The organism is Pseudaminobacter sp. Soil_N_29 (assembly GCF_057656055.1).
In genome coordinates, this window is sequence record NZ_JBDGLC010000001.1 from 138,697 (window position 1) to 158,634 (window position 19,938).

Consider the following 19,938-nt stretch of genomic DNA (forward strand, 5'->3'; position numbering starts at 1 on the left):
GAGAAAGCCATGGCCGGCGGTTCCATTCCCCATTTCCAGAATGACGCGGGTCACGCCGTGATCGAGATCGGCGTGAAGGAATTCATGTGCGTGGGCGCCACCCCGCCCTTCGACCATCCGCACGTGTTCCTCGACATGGGCGCCGATTCGGAGAAGGTCTGCCCCTATTGCTCGACGCTCTATCGTTTTAACGCCAGCCTGAAGGCCAACGAGACGCGCCCGGAAAACTGCCTCTATAAGATCCAGGCCGCCTGACAGGCGTTTTCGCGCGGCGGCCGGTCCAATGGACATCTCGCGCTCCCGTCAGATTATCGTCGCAGGAGCCGGCATAGCCGGCCTCGCAGCGGCCCTCGCATTTGCCCGGCGCGGCTTTTCGGTCGAGATCTTCGAGCGCTCCGAAAGCCTCGTAGAGGTCGGCGCGGGCCTGCAGCTATCCCCTAACGCCACCCGTATTCTGGATCGATTGGGCGTTCTGGAGTTGCTCCTGCCGAAAGCGGTGCACCCTCAGAGCGTGATTCTGCGCGACGCAAGGACGCTTACCGAACTCGCCCGTGTGCCTTTGGGTGCCAGCGCCGAACAGCGTTGGCGTGCGCCCTATCTGGTCCTCCACCGGGCGGATCTGCAGGCCGCACTGCTGGAGGCCGTATCGCGTCTGCCTGCGATCAGGCTGACCAAGGGCGCCGAACTGTGCGGGTTTAGCGGCGATGGCTCTGGTATCTCCGCCAGTTTCCAAGCGCCTGGCGGCACTACCGCAGACACTAACGGCCTGCTTCTTGTCGGCGCAGACGGCGTCTGGTCCTCGGTGCGAGGCCTGGTCGGTGGAGGCGGCAGCCAGTTCCATGGCGAACTGGCCTGGCGCACGGTGATCCAAAGCGACAGCGAGGCGGGGCGCGCATTCGCCTCATTCGCTTCCGACGACGCGGTCAATGCGTTCCTGCATTCGGGCTTTCACCTCATTGCCTATCCGGTGCGCGGCGGCGCAGCGTTCAATCTCGTCGCCTTCACGCCCGGCAAGGAGCTTGCCGAGGGCTGGGCGGACAGGGCCGATGTCGCCATGCTGAGGCGGGCGATGCGCCACACCGCCCCTGCCCTGGCGCGACTGGCCGAAGATGCGGGCCCGTGGACCGCATGGCCGATCCACACCGTGCCGGCGAAAACCCGCTGGATCGCGTCGGGCGTCGCGCTCATCGGCGACGCCGCGCATGCAATGACGCCCTTTGCGGCACAGGGCGCGGCCATGGCCATCGAGGACGCCGATACGCTTGCCGCCTTCGTGGCGGACAGGTCGGGTGAGCTCGATCCCGCCCTCGCGGCATGGGAAGCTTCGCGGCGGCCGCGCGTGGCGGCTGTGGCCCGGCGCGGCGCCTTCAACCATTTCGCCTGGCAGGCCTGGGGGCCGGTCGCGCTGGCCCGCAACCTCGTGCTGAAGACCCTGCCGCCAGAGAAGCTCGCGGCCGACCTAGACTGGCTCTACGGCTGGGAACCCACATCGGGCTGAGCCTTTCCGGTTTCCACAAGCCCGCGCCCTCTTCCATGCCTCGCTGGAGGTCAGTCGCGCTGACAAAAAAGCCCGGCTGGATTCCAGCCGGGCTCTATTCGTGCGGCACTGACGGATCAATGCAGGATCTGCGACAGGAACAGTTTTGTCCGCTCGTGCTGCGGGTGGTCGAAGAACTCGCCCGGCGTGTTCTGTTCGACGATCTGGCCCTGATCCATGAAGATGACCCGGTTGGCGACCTTGCGCGCAAAGCCCATCTCGTGCGTCACGCACAGCATGGTCATGCCTTCTTCGGCCAGGCCAACCATGGTTTCCAGCACTTCCTTGATCATTTCGGGGTCGAGCGCCGAGGTCGGCTCATCGAACAGCATGATGCGCGGGTTCATGCACAGCGAGCGCGCAATCGCCACGCGCTGCTGCTGGCCGCCCGAAAGCTGGCCCGGATATTTGTGAGCCTGTTCGGGGATCTTCACCCGCTTGAGGAAATGCATGGCCACTTCCTCGGCCTGCTTCTTCGGCATCTTGCGCACCCAGATCGGCGCGAGCGTGCAGTTCTCCAGGATCGTCAGGTGCGGGAACAGGTTGAAGTGCTGGAACACCATGCCGACCTCGCGGCGCACTTCGTCGATCTTCTTGAGATCGTTGGTAAGTTCCTTGCCATCAACGATGATCTTGCCCTTCTGGTGCTCCTCCAGCCGGTTGATGCAGCGGATCATGGTCGACTTGCCCGAGCCGGACGGCCCGCAGACGACGATACGCTCGCCGCGCATCACGCGCAGGTTGATGTCCTTCAGCACATGGAATTCGCCATACCACTTGTGCATGCCCACGATGTCGATGGCCACATCCGTTTCCGAGATGTGCATTTTGGCGGCGTCGACCCGGATCTCTTCGGCTCTGACTGCGTTTTCTGTGGCCATAGGCCGAACCCCTTTATCGTTTGTGACCGGTTGCAAGCCGGCGTTCCATATAGATCGAATAGCGTGACATGCCAAAACAGAACAGCCAGAAAATGAACCCCGCGAATACCAACCCACTGATCGGCGTTTGAGGCGAGGCCCAGTTGGCGTCCGAGAAGTTCTGGCGCACGATGCCGAGCAGATCGAACATGCCTATGATAGTCACCAGGCTCGTATCCTTGAAGAGCCCGATGAAGGTGTTGACGATACCCGGGATTACCAGCCGCAGCGACTGCGGCAGTATCACCAGGTTCATCGTCTGCCAGTAACTGAGGCCTATCGACGCCGCTCCCTCATACTGCCCCCTGGGGATCGCCTGCAGACCACCCCTGACCACTTCGGCCATATAGGCGGAGGCAAACAGCACCACGCCGATCAAGGCGCGCAGGAACTTGTCGAAGGTCATGCCGGCCGGCAGGAAAAGCGGGAACATGACGCTGGCCATGAACAGCACCGTCACCAGCGGCACGCCGCGGATCGTCTCGATGAAGATCACACTCGCAAGCTTGATGACCGGCAGCTTGGAGCGCCGCCCCAGCGCCAGCAGGATGCCGACGGGCAGCGATACCGCGATGCCTACGATCGAAAGTACCAGCGTGATCGTCAACCCGCCCCAGCGCGCGGTTTCGACGAAGGGGAGACCGAACACACCGCCCACGAGCAGGAAGAAGGCAATGAAGGGAAAGGCTGCGAAAAGAAGGATGGCGTTGAGCCGCTTGTAGGGCGCGCCCGGCACCAGCAAGGGCCCCAGCAGCCCGACGAAGATTGCGCCGGTGAGCAGCACGCGCCAGCGCTGGTCGATCGGATATTGCCCGAACATGAATTGCAGGAACTTCGCACGCACGAAGGCCCAGCACGCACCCGACCAGCCATCGGGCTGGATGCCGCCCTGCGAGACCGTGGCGCAGAAGGTGCGGTCCGTTCCGAACCATTGCGCCTCCAGAAACGCCCACCGGAACAAGGGCGGCAGTATGAGCGCCAGAAGGGCGAGGCCCAGGAAGGTGAGAATCGTATCGGGCACCGAAGCGAAGAGATTTTTGCGCAGCCAGGCCATGGCGCCCTGCTCGTTGACCGGCGGGCGCTCGTCCGCGTCCAATTGCTGGCGCACATAGACGAGATCGGATTTGTACATGGCTATCTCTCCACCAGCGCCACCCTGGCGTTGAACCAGTTCATGAAACCGGACATCAGCAGGCTGAGGCCGAGATAGACGACCATCCAGATCGCGACGATCTCGATCGAATGACCGCTCTGGTTGAGGATCGTGCCGCCGATATGCACCAGGTCGGGGTAGCCGATGGCGATTGCCAGCGACGAGTTCTTTGTAAGGTTCAGATACTGGCTGGTGAGCGGCGGAATGATGATGCGCAGCGCCTGCGGCACCACGACAAGGCGCAAGGTCTGCCCCCGGCGCAGCCCGAGCGCATAGGCCGCCTCGGTCTGCCCCTTGTTGACGCCCAATATGCCAGCCCGCACGATCTCGGCGATGAAGGCCGCGGTATAGAACGACAGCGCGAGATAGAGCGACAGGAACTCCGGCCTTATCTGCGAGCCGCCGAGCAGATTGAAGGTGGATTTCTGCGGAAACTCGAAGCTTACGGGAAAGCCCGCGGCCACGAATGCCAGGAGCGGCAGCCCGACCAACAGGATGGCCGAGGTCCAGAACACCGGAAACCGCTCTCCCGTTTCGGCCTGACGCTGCCGCGCACGACGGGCAACGAACCAGCAAAGCCCCACTGCCACCAGCAAGGCGACCGGAATGAGCCAAGCCCCTTCGCCCCAGATAGCCCCCGGAAAGAAAAAGCCGCGATTGTTGAGATAGGCGCCGAAGGGAAGCGCGATGCTCTCACGCGGCTGCGGCAGCGCCGAAAGCACGCCCAGATACCAGAAGAAGATAACCAGCAAGGGCGGGATGTTGCGGAAGATTTCGACGTAAACCGTGGATATCTTTCGGATCAGCCAATTGTCGGAAAGGCGCCCGATGCCGATTAGGAAGCCGATAGCCGAGGCGGTGACGATGCCCATGACCGCCACCACGCCCGTGTTGACCAGCCCCACGAGCAGGGCCCGCCAGTAGGTGTCGTTGGACGAATAGCGGATCAGCGTTTCGCTGATGTCGAAGCCGGCGCGGCCATTGAGGAAGTCGAAGCCCGAGGAAATATTGGCGCGCCTCAGGTTTTCGATTGTATTGCCGACGATCCAATAGGCGAAGCCTACCAGAGCCACAAACAGTAAGAGCTGGTAAATCAGCCCACGGATTTTCGGGTCGTTCAGGTAGGAAGCGCCCGAATTTCCGCTTTCGCGAATCGTGCCCTGCAAAGCCATGTAGTCTCCCTTTGCACGGAGACGGGAGGCGCCCGGCGCCCCCCGGAACCGAAGATCACTCAGCGGATGGGCATAGAGTACTGCAATCCACCCTTAGTCCACAGCGCGTTAAGACCGCGCGCGATCTTCAGCGGGCTCCCGGCACCGATGTTACGGTCGAAAATCTCGCCGTAGTTGCCGACACCCTTGATGATGTTCACGACCCAGTCGTTCTCCAGGCCGAGATCGGCGCCCAGCTTGCTGCCCTCTTCGGTACCCAGCACGCGCTGGATGTCCGGATTGGTCGAGTTCTTCATCTCGTCGACATTGGCCTGGGTGATCCCGAGCTCTTCCGAGAGCACCAACGCGTTCAGCGTCCACTTGACGACATCGAACCACTTGTCGTCGCCCTGGCGCACGGCCGGGGCCAGCGGCTCCTTGGAGATGATCTCCGGCAGGACGATGTGATCGTCCGGCGACGCCAGCGTCAGGCGGATGGCATAGAGGCCGGACTGGTCGGTAGTATAGGCGTCGCAACGCCCCGAATCATAGGCCGCGTTGGTCTCTTCCAGCTTTTCGAACACAACCGGATTGTATTCGAGGTTGTTGGCCTTGAAGAAGTCGGCAAGGTTGAGCTCGGTGGTGGTGCCGCTTTGCACGCAGACCGAAGCGCCGGAAAGCTGAAGCGCCGAATTGACGCCCGGAAGCTTCTTGGCGTTGATCATGAAGCCCTGGCCGTCATAGTAGTTCACGCCCACGAAGTTGAGGCCGAGCGCGGTGTCGCGGCTGAGCGTCCAGGTGGTGTTGCGGGCCAGAAGGTCGATTTCGCCCGACTGCAGGGCGGTAAAGCGCTCCTTGGCGTTGGTGGGGGTAAACTTCACCTTGGTGGGATCGCCGAAAACGGCTGCGGCCACGGCGCGACAGAAATCGACGTCGAAACCTTTCCATTCGCCCTTGTCGTCAGGCGCGGAGAAACCGGCGAGAGCGGTGTTGACGCCGCACTGCACGAAGCCCTTGGCCTTCACGTCACTCAGCGTGTCTGCGGATGCGGCTGAAGCTGCGAGAGCGGCAACCCCGAATGCGGCAGCGCTCAGAATGAATTTCACGGTGTTTTTCATTACCCACTGACCCCTTGTCTGTTGTTGTTCGGGAATAACCCCCGTTGTCCCGCAAAAGCGGCAGCACCGTTCCGGCCCGTTTCCGGAACGCAGATCGCAGCGATGGTTGCGTTGCTGTCCTCCCATTAGCGAAAATCATCGAAAGCGATTATCACCATCACGTCAAGGCGAAATGGTCTCCCTGCACGCAAATCGGGGGATGATGCGCAGTTCGGCAAATGTTCCGCGCCGCAGCGGCTTTCCGGGTTCCATAGGGACTGCGCTGCCGCCGCAGCCTCGCTGGAGTACAAGAAGCCCGGACCTGTGCAGTTGCGCCGGCAGAAATGCCGTCTTATGCCAAGGCGTCTGATCAGAGCAGGATGCCATGGCAAAGCGAGATTTCACCAATACGGGTATCCATACCCAACTGGCTCATACCGGAAACGACCCGCGCGACTTCTACGGCTTCGTCAATCCGCCGGTGGTGCATGCCTCCACCGTGCTGTTCCCCGACGCCGCGACAATGGCCGCGCGCGCCCAGAAATACACCTACGGCACACGCGGCACGCCGACGACGGACGCGCTGGCAGCCGCGATCGACAGCCTGGAAGGGTCCGCCGGCACCATCATCGTGCCCTCGGGACTGGCGGCCGTGACCGTTCCACTCCTCGCCTTCCTTTCCGCCGGCGACCATGCGCTGATCGTCGATTCCGTCTATATGCCCACGCGCCACTTCGCCAACACCATGCTGACGCGGCTGGGCGTGGAGATCGAATACTACGACCCGCATGTGGGTGCGGGTATTTCCGCCTTGATGAAGCCGAACACGAAAGTCGTGTTTACCGAATCCCCCGCATCCAACACCTTCGAGATCCAGGACATCCCGGCCATCGTCAAGGCCGCCCATGCCGGAGGCGCGGTGGTGATGATGGACAACACCTGGGCGACCCCGCTTTACTTCAAGCCGCTGGACCATGGCGTGGACGTGTCGATCCACGCGGCAACCAAATATCCGGCCGGCCACTCGGACATCTTGCTGGGCACCGTTTCTGCCAACGAAGCGTGCTGGGAACGGCTGCATGAAGGCTTCCTGGCACTTGGCTGCTGCCCGGCGCCCGACGACGTCTACCAGGTGCTGCGCGGCCTGCGCACCATGGGCGTCCGGCTCGAGCGGCACGAACAGAGCGCATTGGAGATCGCGCGCTGGCTGGAGACGCAGCCCGGCGTGGCGCAGGTTCTGCACCCGGGCCTGGAGAGCCACCCCGGCCACGAAATCTGGAAACGCGATTTCTCGGGCTCGAGCGGCATTTTCTCCGTCGTGCTGGCTGGCGGCGGCCAGAAGCAGGCGCACGCCTTCCTCGACGCGCTGGAGATCTTCGGCCTCGGCTATTCGTGGGGCGGCTATGAAAGCCTAGCCGTGCACGTCTTCCTCGGCGACCGTACCATCGCCAAGGGGCCCTACGAAGGCCCGCTCCTTCGGCTGCAAATCGGGCTGGAAAATATCGAGGACCTCAAGGCCGACATCCAGCGCGGGCTGGCAGCCGCAAACGCGGCTTAGCCGGCGCGCATACCTCCCCGCCGCGGGCACTGCTCCAAGCAACCCGCGGCGCCGCCGCGGCATGGGGTTCTCCGGTCAAGACAATCGTAAGATTTGTCTGCAACGGTCGCCTCACACGGATAATTATCGGCGACTTCGGCATGTGGACTCTGGCACCTCGCTCTCAATCGATGGCCGGCTTGGTCATTTTTTTGGCTTTGGCGATGCTCCTCTTCACTGGAGGGACGCGCGCCGAGGAAAACCAGGTTCAGCCTCGGACCGTAACTGTCGGGGTCTATCTCAGCCCGCCATTCGTGTTCCGCCAAGGCGAAAGCTATTCCGGCATGGCGATAGAGCTTTGGGAAAGGGTCGCCGGCAAGCTCAAGGTCGCCTCCGAATATCGACCGTTTCAGAACTACGGCGAGTTGGTTGAGGCCGTTTCGAGCGGTGCCGTCGATGTCGCGGTCACCAATCTGAGCATCACGGAAAACCGCGCCAATCTTGTCGATTTCAGCCACCCCTGGTTCGATGCCGGGCTTCGCCTGATGGTGCCATCCAACGATGGGACAAGCTTTGGGGAGGTGCTGGGCAAGCTGGGAGACGCAGGCCATCTCCGGACCTATGCCTGGATCGTGATCTGCATAATGCTGGCCACGCTGCTCATGACCCTGTTCGACAGGCGGTTCGACGCGGATTTTCCAAGGCGGTGGCGCGAAGGCCTGGCCGAGAGCTTCTACCATGTGATGTCGATCGCCACATCGGGAAAGACCACGCGCAAGAACCTGTTCGGCTGGATTGGCCGGACATGGCAGGCCGTATGGATGGTGTGTGGCATAGCGGTCATCGCCTATTTCACGTCATCGGTGGCCAGCGTGATGACGGCCGTTCAACTCACCAACGAGATCAACGGACTGACGGATCTGCGCGGCAAGATCGTCGGGGTTCGGGCCGGCAGCGTATCCGAGGCCTACATGAAGTCGTTGTTCATCGCCACGGCGGCGTACGATCACATCGAGGACGCAGCGACGGCCCTGGTCAACGCCGAGGTGGACGCAGTCGTCGCCGACAGCCCGGTGCTGGAATATTTCACCTTCACAAACCCCGAGATGAACCTCAAGGTGATCGGCAACATCTTCCAGCCAGACAAGTACGGCTTTGCATTCACCGCGGGAAGCCCGCTGAGGCGACCTGCATCGATCGCCGTGCTTGCGGCGCAGGAAAGCGGCGATCTGGAAGCGCTCCGGGCGCGTTACTTCGGCTTTGCGCCCTGATCACCGGATTTTTGCCGCGCGTGGCGTCGTTGCACCGTTTTTCCCACAATGGGGGCTTGCTTCGTAAGGCCTTGAACTCTATAGCCCCCAAGGGTCCGGAGTGTAGCGCAGCCTGGTAGCGCACCTGATTTGGGATCAGGGGGTCGCAGGTTCGAATCCTGCCACTCCGACCATCGCAAGCATGGATGAGGAAAGAATGTCCGCGCGCATTTTCAGCCCCGCCAAGACGGCGATGCAGTCGGGTAAGGCCAAGACCGGTCATTGGGTGCTCGAATTCGACCCCGCACTGCCGCGCAGGATCGATCCGCTCATGGGCTACACCAGTTCGCGCGACATGAAGAGCCAGATTCGCCTGTCCTTCGGCACCAAGGAAGAGGCGATCGCCTACGCCGAGAAGCACGGAATCGACTACCGCGTGCAGGAACCCAAGGAAACCGCGCGCCGCCAGATTTCCTATGCGGACAATTTCCGCTATGACCGCAGGACGCCCTGGACGCACTGAGCCAAACCTCAGGCGCTCTGGCCGCCAGAGTGTGGTCCCGTAGCTCAGCTGGATAGAGCACCGGCCTTCTAAGCCGATGGTCGCAGGTTCGAATCCTGCCGGGATCGCCAACTCGATTTGGCAGACTGATTCATTACCGATACTAAGGCCGGTTTGCCCCCCACGCCCCCCATGTGCGGAAGAGCGGGACATCAGGGATCGTTAGGTCTCGATTCTCACGTCCAGATACGGCCGTGGCACAGGTCCGCACTCAGTCAACCAGATCGGCCGTCCAGACTGGATCGTTTACAAGGATCGCTTCGCCGTTGCGCAGGATCTCGAAATCGACAGAGGGCTCGCCTGCGGCATGGGGCACGGATATCATCATGCGCTGGCCGGGGCCGAGCGTTGAGACGAACCGGATCGGCTGCTCCTCGTCCCCGGAAGCCAGGGTCGCGACGACCCGATAGCCGTCTTGCTCGACCGTGTAATGGACGGCACCCTTGAAACGGCCGACATGAATGCTGTGCCCGCTTTCCGGCATCAGTTCCGACGCGGCAGTGGTGCCTGTTGCTGCGAGCAGGGCGATTGCAATTGCAGGAAAACGTCCGGTCATCGCCATTTCTCCTTAGGATCAGAGCGTGCGACTATAATTACGGTACAACTTCTCGCAGCCATGGGTACGACCACCCATTTTTTGGCAGCCAGCTTCCTAGTTTTGGCTGTTGGCTTTCCTGGAGCGGCTCGACAGCAGCCACGGCTCGCCACGCAGGCGCAGCAGGACTTCCATCCGGTTGGCGGCGTTGAATTTGCCGAGCACAGCTGAAACCTGGTGTTCGATCGTGCGCGGCGAGCGCGACAGGCGCCGCGCGACCTCCTTGTTGCTCTTGCCCTCGGCGATAAGGGCGAGCACCTGTTGTTCTTGCTGGGTCAAGCCGAGCGGGTGGTGGCGGGCAGCCTTGTATGGACCCCGGCGCGCCTTCGGCAACTGATTTGCGACGCCCAGGCGCTGCGCCAGCTTTCGCGCCAGCACCGCGGCAGGACGCGCCTCGATCGTCTCGAGCGTTGTCACGGCGCGAGCCAATGCTGGCCCGGCGTCACCTCCTCGAACCTGCATCAGTGCGAGTGCCGCTTCATAAGGAAGACCGAGGCTTGTCCATTCCGCCGCGGCTGCAGACGGATCGCCGCGAAGCTCGGCGGATCGCGGCGAGGGAACTCCCGTTCCGGGCGCGGGAAGCGGCCCCGCCATGCCGCATCGCCGCCACCAGGTCGCCAGTTCGCCGATATCCGGGGGACGGAAGTTGCCGAGGTCCATGGCGGCGAGAGCCGCCAATTGCTCATGGCTGGCGCTGAGGTCTTCGGCAAGCCAGGCCGCTTCGGCCAGGGCTAGGCGGACCGGTATGATGCGCTGTGGCTCGCCGGTCGGCAACGCCTCCTGGAGCGCCTGCTGCAGGAGAGTTGAACCGCTTGGTTCGCCCAGCCGCGCACGAACTCTGCCAAGCACGGTCAGCGCCGGCAGGTGCATTACAACGGGCAAGCGCTCCAGGCTCATGACGCCCTGAGCGATCGTCTCGGCCTCGCGAAAACGGCCTTGCTCCATACGAAGCTCAGCTTGTCGGCCAAGCAGGTATTGCGCCGCCGAATCGAGGTCGTACCTGGCACAGAAGGCGATGCCTTCGGCCAGCAGGCGTTCGGCGAGGGCGAAGTCCTTCAACACCACAGCGTGCTCGGCGAAGTTGGTGTAGGCTCGCGATGCGTGGTCATGAAACCCGTGCTCGAGCGACAGCGAGAGGCTTTCTTCCAGCAGTTCGCGACCGCCCTCGCGGTTGGCGAACAGGAGCGCGGTGCCGACATTGTTCAGGGCGTGGACACGCGTTTCGACTTCGCCCAGTTGGTCGGCCAACGCGATCGCGCGCAAACCCCAGTCGATCGCTTCGTCGAATCGATAGTGCAGCATGTTGAGCTGCGAGCGCGTGCTGTAGGCCATTGCCAGTTCCGGCCCGGGGGGCAGGCTTTCCACTTCACGCACGGCTTCGTCAGCGAAATGTTCCGCTTGCTCGCCCTCGCCGCGACGCCAGTGCAGCCTCGAAAGCCAGCGCAGATTGCGACCTACCTTGTCAATGCATCCGAGTTCCCGCCAGATCGCTATGGCGCGATGCCGTGCCTCGATGATCGAGTCGTAGACGAGCAGCGCCAGTCCGGCCTCGTAGGCCCAGTCTTCATAGAGCTGCGCGGCAAGTGCCGGCGGAGCGTGGGCAACATATCCGAGCGCCGTCTCCAGATGCGAGGCGGCTTCGCGATGCGCTCCCAGACGCGAAGCTCGTGCCGCGGCTTGCGGTGCAAGTTTGAGAACACGCGCTCCGTCACCGGCGCCAGCGGCGTGGTGAACCCTGCGTGAAAGCTGCGCGTTCGCCTGCGCCGCCGGAAGCTCGGATATCGCCGCCTCCACCTTTGCATGAAGTGAACGCTGAAGGCTCGGCGACAGCCGATCAAGTGTCGCCTGTCTGGCAAGTTCATGGCGGAACGTCAGGGCGCCCTGGCTGTCTCGCCGCAGCAATCGGCGGGCCACGCACTGGTCCACCAGGATTTCGGCCTCGCTACCCAGAAGGGCGCGGATCAGCCACGGTTCCACGCTTCCGGGGGCGATGCTCATCATTTCCAGAACCTCGCGCTCGCCGGCGGTCAGGCGTGATAGCCGCGACCATACCGCGTCGCGTATGGAATCGGGAATTTGCCCCGGCTCAACCTCGCTGCTTGCCAGAAGCTCGGAGACAAAGAAGGGATTGCCCTCTGTGACGCGGTAGAGATCGGCGCTTGCGCGGCCCGCCTGCTGCGCCAGCACGGCAACTGCTTCAGGAGAAAGCGGTTCGAGCCTTATGCGGGTTAATGATGCCGATGGGAGATCGCCGAGCACGTGCGTCAGGGGATGATCGGGGCCGATTTCGTCGCTGCGCGCGGTGAGGACCAGCATTGTACGAAGTACAGAAACACGACGACCGAGGTACTTTACGAGGTCGAGCGTCGCGTTGTCGGCCCAATGCACATCCTCGAAGACGAGCACCGTCGCACCTTCGGCACGCTGAAGCGCGTTTAACAGCGCAGGAAAAAGCCGCTCAGGCGCGGCCGTCTGATCTAGCAGTGCCACTATTTGCACGTCGAGTGATCGCGCCATGTCCTGCAGGGGACCGAGCGGTCGGGGTGTGTGAAGCGCCTCGCACCAGCCCCATAACACCTGGCAGCCTTCGCCGGCACGTTCCGCGAATTCTTGCAAGAGCGAGGTCTTGCCTATGCCAGCTTCCCCCTCGAGCAGCACAGTGCCGCCGCGGCCCGCCGCAGAACTCCGCGCGGATGCCAGCAAAGCTTCAAGTGGATCCTCTCGCTCCAGCAGCATTGTCAGCATACTCCCCGAGCTCATCGAGAGTATCACAACAAATCCACCCTTGCAGTTCGCCTTTCAGGGAGTTGAGGAACATTTGGCAATATTGGCCCGATCTTGATGTTTTCCGCCAAATGGCACCGCGCGTCTTTTTGCTGCTCCCGCTTCAGGCTTCGAACCGCCGGCACCCGCCCCCTCGGCCGGCTTCGCGCCTCGAAACCTGCAACGAACGGCAGATCACAGCCTCTCGAGCCACGCTGAGTGTTTTCCGACCGGCGCGGGGCTACCACGCCGACGCGAGCCTTCACACAGTGTTGACCCCGGTCGCACCGCGCGGCCGTTGTAATTCGGGCTCGGCGAGCGTTCTCTCTGCGAGGTACCCATGCTCGCGGTGGTCAACGCCGCGCGCCGCCGGAAAGCTTGCCGATGCAAACTGCCTACATAAATCGCGTCGCCACGGCAGTGCCACCCTACGACATTCACGAACCCTTCCGCCGCTTCGCGCAGTCAATGCTTCATGATGACCGGCGCAACTCGCTGCTGTTCCAGCGCATGGCTGACAAGTGTGGGATAGAGCATCGATACTCCTGTCTTGCGCCGAGCAATCTGCCGGAAGGCGACTGCGTCGATGCCGAAGGCTTCTACCTGCGTGGTGATTTTCCCGACACCACAGCGCGAATGCTGAAGTTCGAGAAAGACGCGCCGGTCCTGGCCCAAAAGGCCGTCGACACCTTGCAGCTCGGACCGGAACGAGACCGCATCACGCATCTCGTGGTGACATGTTGTACCGGTTTCTCTGCGCCCGGCCTCGATTTCGAACTCATCGAGCGCTGCGGACTTCCAAGCACGGTCGAGCGCACCATGGTCGGATTTATGGGCTGCCATGCGGCCATAAACGCGCTCAAGCTGGCCCGTCACATCGTTCGCTCGGAAGCCTCCGCCCGAGTGCTTGTCGTCAACCTTGAACTATGCACCCTCCATCTGAAGGACACGACCGACCTTGAGCAGATGCTCCTGTTTCTTCTGTTCGGCGACGGCTGCGCAGCATGTGTCGTGAGCTCGGAACCGGCTGGCGTGGCACTCGACAGCTTCCACGCGCTGCTGGTGCCCAGCACCCGCGAGTTGATTACCTGGAGTATCCGGGATTCCGGTTTCGACATGACACTGTCGGGGCGTGTTCCTGGCGCAATCCATGATGGCTTGCAGGAGCACGGGCGCGAGGTACTTGCTGGAGCGGCCGCCACATCGATCGATCTGTGGGCCGTGCACCCCGGAGGCCGCACCGTGCTCGACGCGGTCGAGCGTGCTTTCGAACTCGGGCCAGCGGCGCTGGCGGCGTCGCGCGAGATTTTGAGACGCTATGGCAACATGTCGTCCGCGACCGTCATGTTTGTGATCGAGAGGCTGTTGGGCTCGGGCGTGCGCGGTCGCACCGGTTGCGCGATGTCGTTCGGACCGGGACTGATCGCGGAAACCCTGCTGTTCCACACTGCGCCATGATCGCAACCGAAACCACGCAAGCGGCTGGGCGCGATCTGTCTCAGCGCAGCGCCGAAACCGAATGGCTCGATCGCGCCGATACGAGCCCCGAGGAACTGGCGCTGGTGATACGCGATATCGCCAGCTTCAACAGGGCGATGCTCGGACATTGGCCGGTGATCGCCTGGTTGCGTCGCGCTACCAAAAACGCGACGGCGAAAACCCCGCTGACCCTCCTGGATGTCGGCTGCGGCGACGGCGATCTGCTGCGGACCATCCGGCGCTGGGCACGCAAGCGCGGCCTGACGATCAGGCTGATCGGGATCGATCGCAGCCGCGAAGTCATCCGCATTGCACGAGCCGCAACCGACGAGGCCGACGAGATCGACTATCGCGTGACGGACATTTTTGACTACGTGCCGACCGCACCCATCGACTTCGTCGTCAGCAGCCTGCTCACCCACCATATGTCGGACGATCTGATCGTGAGATTCCTGCGATGGACGGAGGCGACGGCACGCAAAGGCTGGCTGACCTACGATCTCCAACGTCACCCCGTGCCGTTCCACTTCATCGGCCTCATGGGCAAGCTGACGCGGCTGCATCCGATAGCGATTGATGACGGCCTCATTTCGGTGACGCGTTCGCTGACGCGAGCCGAATGGCTGGCGCGATTGGACGAAGCCAACATTGCGCGCGATGCGGTGCAGTTGCGGTGGTTCCTGTTCCGTTTTGTCATCGGACGGCGGCGATGACCTGAGACTGCCGTCATCTGCGGCGGGCCGGCCGATAGCGCAATGGCTTGCGGATGGCATCACGACGTGTCCCGAGAATTCCTCAACGTCTTCACGCCGATAGGAACGGTCGGCGTTCCCGATAGGGAGCGGAAGGCTTCGCGATGATGATGCGTACCGAATTGCCTCTCACAGACGCCAGGACATGGATCGGCTTCTGCCTGATGTGCCTTGGCATGTTCATGGCAATTCTCGACATCCAGGTCGTGGCGACGTCCTTGCCAGCGATTCAGAAGGCTCTCGCAATTGATCCCGAGTTGATGAGCTGGATCCAGACCGCATATCTGATCGCCGAGATCATCGCCATTCCACTGACCGGCTGGCTTACCCGCACGCTGACGATGCGCTGGCTATTCACCGCCGCCATTGCGCTTTTCACACTTGCGTCCATCGGCTGCGCTGCAAGCAACAGTTTCTGGACGCTTGTTTCGTTTCGCGTGGTGCAGGGATTCGCCGGCGGAACGCTGATCCCGGCAGTGTTCGCCGCGGTATTCATCTTGTTCCCATCGCGAGATCAAGGGGTTGCGACGACATTGGCCGGCATCATGGCCGTGCTCGCACCAACGGTCGGGCCCGTCGTTGGCGGCTGGATCACGCAAACCTACTCCTGGCACTGGCTTTTTCTCATCAACGTCGTTCCGGGGCTGATTGCCAGTTCGGCCACGCCCTCTCTGTTGCCTCGGCACAAGACGAAGTTCGGCGAGAGCAAGGCATTGGATGGCTTGTCGTTGGTTTTGATGGCGGTTGCGCTCGCAAGCCTCATGATCGGACTGAAACAATCGCCACACGAAGGGTGGCTTTCTCCGACCTGCATTGGCCTGTTTTCCCTTTGCGTCCTCAGTGGCGGCCTCTTTGTCTGGAGAACCTTGCGGGCCAGCCATCCGATTGTGCAGCTATCGTTCTTCAGGGACCGCTCGTTTGCAATCGGGTGCATGTTGAGTTTCTTCCTGGGTGTCGGCCTGTTCGGCTCCGTGTATCTCATGCCGGTCTTTCTCGCGTTCGTGCGGGGACACGATGCCCTGGAAATCGGCTTGACCATGTTGGTGACCGGTGCTGCGCAACTCGCCACGGCACCCCTCGCCGTCGCGCTGGAGCGACGTCTCGATCCACGATTGCTGACCGCTTTTGGCTTCGGACTGTTTGCGCTTGGACTGGGACTAAGCACATTCGAGACGCGCAACACAGACTTCAGTGAAATGTTCTGGCCGCAGATCCTGCGCGGCGTCGCAATCATGTTTTGTCTGTTGCCGCCGACCCGCCTGGCGTTGGGGCGGCTGCCCGAGCCGGACGTGCCGGATGCAAGCGGTCTCTTCAATCTGATGCGAAACCTGGGCGGCGCGATTGGCATCGCGCTCATCGACACAATCCTCTACGGACGGACCAGCGGTCACGCGGACGCCCTTCTGTCCCGGCTCCTGGCTGGGGATAGCAGCGCCGCCGAGGCAATCGGACTAGACCCCGCATTGTTGGCGGCCGCACTATCCGGTCCGATAACGCCCGACGCCGAAGCCTTCGTGCGGCCATTGATCGAAAAGGCGGCGTTCGTCTGGAGCGTCAACGATGCATGGACGATGCTGGCAGCGTTCGCATCGCTGGGCGTCTTGCTGGTGCCATTCGCCTGGAGCCAGCAATCAGCAGCGACGATGAAGCCTAACTGATGGGGCGACGCAAGCTCGGGGATAACTCGTGGGTCACCCGCCGCCTCGTCACGCGTGCTCGGCGATCACGGCGAGGAAAGCTGGGCCGTAGCGGTCGAGCTTGGCTTCGCCGACACCGGGCACGTTCGCCATCTCGGAACGGGACGTTGGTCGCGCCGCCGCCAGCTCGATCAGGGTCCTGTCGTGGAAAATCACATAGGGTGGCACGTTCTGCGCGCGCGCCATTTCCGTACGCTTGCGCCGCAGTGCCTGGAACAGGTCATGGTCCGCATCGGGGACGGGGGATTGCGCCGTGCTGCGCGCGACCTTGCCGCGTTTGGCGCGCGTGGGCGCCGGCACGCGCAGCATCAGCGTCGGCTTGTCGCGCAGGAAGTCGCGGCCGGCGGGCGCGATCGACAGGCCGCCATGGCCGGCGAGGTCGACGTCGATGAGCCGTAGGGCGATCAGCTGGCGCAGGATCGCCCGCCATGTGCGGTTGTCGTGCTCGGTGCCGATGCCGAAAGTGGAGATGCGGTCATGGCCGAACTGGGCGATGCGCTCGTTTTCCACGCCCAGCAGCACGTCGACAATATAGGCTTGCCCGAAACGCTCGCCGGTGCGGTAGATGCACGACAGTGCCTTTTGCGCCGCGATGGTGCCGTCAAACAATTTTGGCGGCTCCGCGCAGGTGTCGCAATTGCCGCACGGTTCGCAATGGTCGCCGAAATAGGACAGCAGAACCTGTCGGCGGCACCCCGCCGTCTCGGCCAGTCCCAGCAGCGCATCGAGTTTGTGCCGCTCCATGCGCTTGCGCTGGTCTGGCGCCTCCGATTCCTCGATGAAGCGGCTGCGCAGCGCGATGTCCTCGTAGCCGTAGAGCATCAGCGTATCGGACGGCAGGCCGTCGCGCCCGGCCCGACCGGTCTCCTGGTAATAGGCCTCGATGCTGCCCGGCAGGTCGAAATGGGCGACGAAGCGCACGTCCGGCTTGTCGATGCCCATGCCGAAGGCGACGGTGGCGACCATGATGACCGCCTCGCCATGCTGGAACCGCATCTGGTTAGCCTCGCGCGCCGCCTTGTCCATGCCGGCGTGATAGGCGAGCGCGTCGTAGCCGAGGCCCTGAAGCCAGGCGGCGGTTTCCTCGGTCCTGCGTTTCGACAGGCAATAGACGATACCGCTCTCGCCCTCGTAGCGCTTGAGAAACTCCTTGAGCTGCGCGCGCGGATTGTCCTTTTCCTCGATGGCGTAGCGAATGTTGGGCCGGTCGAAACCGGCGATGAAGGCGTCGGTCTCGGCAATGGCGAGATGCGACAGGATTTCTGCGCGCGTCGGCTCGTCCGCCGTGGCAGTGAGCGCCATGCGCGGGGTGCCGGCAAAGCGCGCCACGACCGCGTCGAGCTGACGATAGGAAGGACGGAAATCGTGCCCCCATTGCGACAGGCAGTGCGCCTCGTCGATGGCGATCAGCGACAGCTTCACACCATCCAGCAACTCCAGCACGTCCGGCCGCAGCAGCGTTTCGGGTGCGACATAGAGGAGGTCGAGCGCGCCGGCGCGGATATCGCGCCAGAGGATGCGGCGCTCGTCGGGCGAAAGGTCGGAGTTGAGCCCCGCCGCCCGCACCCCAGCTTGGCGCAGCGCCGTCACCTGATCGGCCATCAGCGCCAGCAACGGCGAAACGACGAGCCCCATGCCGGGACGAACGATCGCGGGAACCTGGTAGCAGAGCGACTTGCCGCCGCCCGTCGGCATCAGCACGAAGGCGTTGTTGCCGGCAATTACATGCTCGACGATGCGCGCCTGCGGTCCCCTGAACGCATCATAGCCAAAGACTGTCTTGAGGATTTCGAGGGCGGTGGTCATCGGTGGCAGCACGGAGAATCATGGAAAGCCCTTCATAGCAGCCCACTCGCTGTCACCGGGGATTTATCTCCCCATGGGCGTCGCGGGCGGCGTTCGGAGCGCTGCCGCCGCTCCTTGGGTGCGGCTGCGCGTCGAACAGAATCGTTGTTCCCAACATGCCTGTCCACGCGGCGTACTGCCCTCTTGCGCTTGGTGCTTCCGGAGCTTAGCGGAGGCGACGGATATGCAGGAGTGCATCATGACTCCCAATTGTGGGATTGGACTGACCTTTTGGAAAACGACCGATCTTGCCGCCCGGTCCGAGGCGCGCGAACTGTTGTCGCTCGTCATCGACGCGCACGCAGAGGATCTGGTGGATCTCTTCTACAGCGCCTTCCTGGAAGATAGCGAGGCGTCCGCTTTCCTCAGCCATTCCGTGGTTCAGGAGCGCCTGAGCAATTCGTTGAGGAACTGGCTGCTGGATCTGCTGAACGTCGATCCCGAAGACGGGCTGGAAGCGTTCGACGAGCGCCAGAAGCAGATCGGCGAGATTCACGCCAGGATCAAGATCCCCATCCATCTGGTCATGGCCGGGGCGAGCATGCTCAAGAGCGGCGTCAGCGAACGTCTGCTGAAGCTGAACGCGGAGCAGAGGACCGTGACCACGGCGCTGATGCTGCTCAGCGAAATCGTGGACTATGCCATCCGCCGCATGAGCCAGGCCTATGTGAGCGGCACCACCAGGCGCGCCCAGGTGGATGAGGCGTATCGACTGGCGTCGCTGGGCCAGGATGTGAGCATCGAGCGCGAAAGCCAGCGCGCCGCACTCATGGAGTGGAGCCAATCAGTTCTTTTCAGCCTGTTCGGCGCTGCCAAGGGAGCACCGTTGGAGCGGATCTCGCAGTCTGCCTTCGGGCTGTGGCTGCGGCACCGGGCCGGCATGATGTTCCAGGGCTCGCCTTCGCTGGAGAGCATAGAGGACGCTGTCCAGCAGATCGACAGCGTGCTCCTGCCCAAGATCGACGAGGCAAGGTCGAGCAACGACGAACGGCTGCAGCAGGCGGTCGGCCGGCTGCAGAAGACCATAGACGAGATCAAATATCTTCTGGGCGACATGTTCCAGAGCGTCGCGGGCATGGAGAACGCGCGCGATCCGCTGACCAAGGCGCTTAACCGGCGCTTCATGCCTTCGATCCTCAGCCGCGAAATCTCGCTCGCCAATTCATCGGCCACGCCATTGACGCTACTGATGATCGACGTCGATCACTTCAAGCAGATCAACGACAAATGGGGGCATCCCGCCGGGGACGTCGTCCTGCGCCAGATCGCAGAAGTGATCATGGACAATGTGAGGCTCAGCGACTTCGTGTTCCGCTATGGCGGCGAGGAGTTTCTGGTGGCGCTTGTCGAGACGCCCGAGACCAGAGGCGTGGAGATCGCCGAACGTATCCGCACCCAGTTCCTGGCACATCAGCTTCAGCTGCCCGACGGAAACGTGCTGACCTCGACCGTATCCATTGGCGTGGCGACGCATCGCGGGCACCCGGACTACGCCTATCTGGTCGACATCGCCGACAAGGCGCTTTATCGGGCCAAGGCCGGCGGTCGCAATCGGATCGAGGTCGGAGGCGAATAGCCGGTCGAAAGCCGTTCCGCCTCC

At 62.7% G+C, this 19,938-nt stretch carries 16 protein-coding genes and 2 tRNA genes; 11 read left to right on the top strand and 7 right to left on the bottom strand.

Annotated elements, in window-relative coordinates; all coding sequences use genetic code 11:
* Positions 1-9 precede the first annotated feature (9 nt).
* The gene (locus AC3A4H_RS00625; protein ID WP_348778447.1) at positions 10-255 is read left to right on the top strand and encodes a zinc-finger domain-containing protein; all 246 of its coding nucleotides are present in this window, start codon (positions 10-12) and stop codon (positions 253-255) included.
* A 28-nt stretch (positions 256-283) separates the two neighbouring features.
* Entirely contained in the window at positions 284-1,498 is a 1,215-nt protein-coding gene (locus AC3A4H_RS00630) for an FAD-dependent monooxygenase (protein WP_487764967.1), read from the top strand.
* Positions 1,499-1,614: 116 nt separating this feature from the next.
* Here the strand turns inward: AC3A4H_RS00630 and AC3A4H_RS00635 are convergent, their stop codons facing one another.
* The 4 genes from AC3A4H_RS00635 to AC3A4H_RS00650 are packed head-to-tail and all read right to left on the bottom strand — an operon-like array spanning position 1,615 to position 5,879.
* A complete protein-coding gene (locus AC3A4H_RS00635; protein ID WP_487764968.1) occupies positions 1,615-2,418 on the bottom strand; it encodes an amino acid ABC transporter ATP-binding protein in 804 nt (267 codons plus the stop codon).
* A gap of 13 nt (positions 2,419-2,431) precedes the next feature.
* A complete protein-coding gene (locus AC3A4H_RS00640) occupies positions 2,432-3,589 on the bottom strand; it encodes an amino acid ABC transporter permease (RefSeq protein WP_487764969.1) in 1,158 nt (385 codons plus the stop codon).
* 2 nt (positions 3,590-3,591) lie between these two features.
* Positions 3,592-4,782: an amino acid ABC transporter permease gene (locus tag AC3A4H_RS00645; protein ID WP_487764970.1), complete on the bottom strand. Its 1,191-nt coding sequence runs from the start codon at positions 4,780-4,782 to the stop codon at positions 3,592-3,594.
* Positions 4,783-4,841: 59 nt separating this feature from the next.
* Positions 4,842-5,879, bottom strand: a complete 1,038-nt coding sequence (locus AC3A4H_RS00650; protein ID WP_348778442.1) for an amino acid ABC transporter substrate-binding protein — start codon at positions 5,877-5,879, stop codon at positions 4,842-4,844.
* 364 nt (positions 5,880-6,243) lie between these two features.
* On the opposite strand from AC3A4H_RS00650, the gene AC3A4H_RS00655 reads away from it, so the two are divergent.
* The 5 genes from AC3A4H_RS00655 (at position 6,244) to AC3A4H_RS00675 (ending at position 9,278) form a co-directional block, all read left to right on the top strand.
* Positions 6,244-7,416, top strand: a complete 1,173-nt coding sequence (locus tag AC3A4H_RS00655) for a cystathionine beta-lyase (RefSeq protein ID WP_487764971.1) — start codon at positions 6,244-6,246, stop codon at positions 7,414-7,416.
* Between the two features lie 203 nt (positions 7,417-7,619).
* Entirely contained in the window at positions 7,620-8,666 is a 1,047-nt protein-coding gene (locus tag AC3A4H_RS00660; protein WP_487764972.1) for a transporter substrate-binding domain-containing protein, read from the top strand.
* 96 nt (positions 8,667-8,762) lie between these two features.
* Positions 8,763-8,839 (top strand) — tRNA-Pro (locus tag AC3A4H_RS00665).
* A gap of 23 nt (positions 8,840-8,862) precedes the next feature.
* Positions 8,863-9,168, top strand: coding sequence for an ETC complex I subunit (locus AC3A4H_RS00670; protein WP_487764973.1), 306 nt, complete (start codon positions 8,863-8,865; stop codon positions 9,166-9,168).
* A 33-nt stretch (positions 9,169-9,201) separates the two neighbouring features.
* Positions 9,202-9,278: transfer RNA gene (locus tag AC3A4H_RS00675), tRNA-Arg, on the top strand.
* Between the two features lie 140 nt (positions 9,279-9,418).
* On the opposite strand, the gene AC3A4H_RS00680 is transcribed toward AC3A4H_RS00675, so the two are convergent.
* Positions 9,419-9,763: a hypothetical protein gene (locus AC3A4H_RS00680; RefSeq protein ID WP_487764974.1), complete on the bottom strand. Its 345-nt coding sequence runs from the start codon at positions 9,761-9,763 to the stop codon at positions 9,419-9,421.
* Positions 9,764-9,859: 96 nt separating this feature from the next.
* The gene (locus AC3A4H_RS00685) at positions 9,860-12,547 is read right to left on the bottom strand and encodes an ATP-binding protein (RefSeq protein ID WP_487764975.1); all 2,688 of its coding nucleotides are present in this window, start codon (positions 12,545-12,547) and stop codon (positions 9,860-9,862) included.
* 402 nt (positions 12,548-12,949) lie between these two features.
* Here AC3A4H_RS00685 and AC3A4H_RS00690 point away from each other — a divergent pair, with 402 nt between their 5' ends.
* From AC3A4H_RS00690 to AC3A4H_RS00700, 3 genes are all read left to right on the top strand, one after another.
* Positions 12,950-14,023 carry a type III polyketide synthase gene (locus AC3A4H_RS00690; RefSeq protein WP_487764976.1) on the top strand — a complete coding sequence of 358 codons (1,074 nt, stop codon included), beginning with the start codon at positions 12,950-12,952 and terminating at the stop codon, positions 14,021-14,023.
* Positions 13,960-14,757, top strand: coding sequence for a methyltransferase domain-containing protein (locus tag AC3A4H_RS00695; protein ID WP_487764977.1), 798 nt, complete (start codon positions 13,960-13,962; stop codon positions 14,755-14,757). The genes AC3A4H_RS00690 and AC3A4H_RS00695 overlap by 64 nt, the downstream gene beginning before the upstream one ends.
* A gap of 143 nt (positions 14,758-14,900) precedes the next feature.
* A complete protein-coding gene (locus AC3A4H_RS00700; protein ID WP_487764978.1) occupies positions 14,901-16,454 on the top strand; it encodes a DHA2 family efflux MFS transporter permease subunit in 1,554 nt (517 codons plus the stop codon).
* A gap of 48 nt (positions 16,455-16,502) precedes the next feature.
* Here AC3A4H_RS00700 and recQ read toward each other — a convergent pair whose 3' ends face one another.
* Complete coding sequence (recQ, locus tag AC3A4H_RS00705; RefSeq protein ID WP_487764979.1) at positions 16,503-18,299, bottom strand: DNA helicase RecQ; 1,797 nt, start codon at positions 18,297-18,299, stop codon at positions 16,503-16,505.
* Between the two features lie 238 nt (positions 18,300-18,537).
* Here recQ and AC3A4H_RS00710 point away from each other — a divergent pair, with 238 nt between their 5' ends.
* Positions 18,538-19,914 (top strand): GGDEF domain-containing protein, encoded by a 1,377-nt coding sequence (locus tag AC3A4H_RS00710; protein WP_487764980.1) that lies wholly within the window; start codon positions 18,538-18,540, stop codon positions 19,912-19,914.
* Positions 19,915-19,938 lie beyond the last annotated feature (24 nt).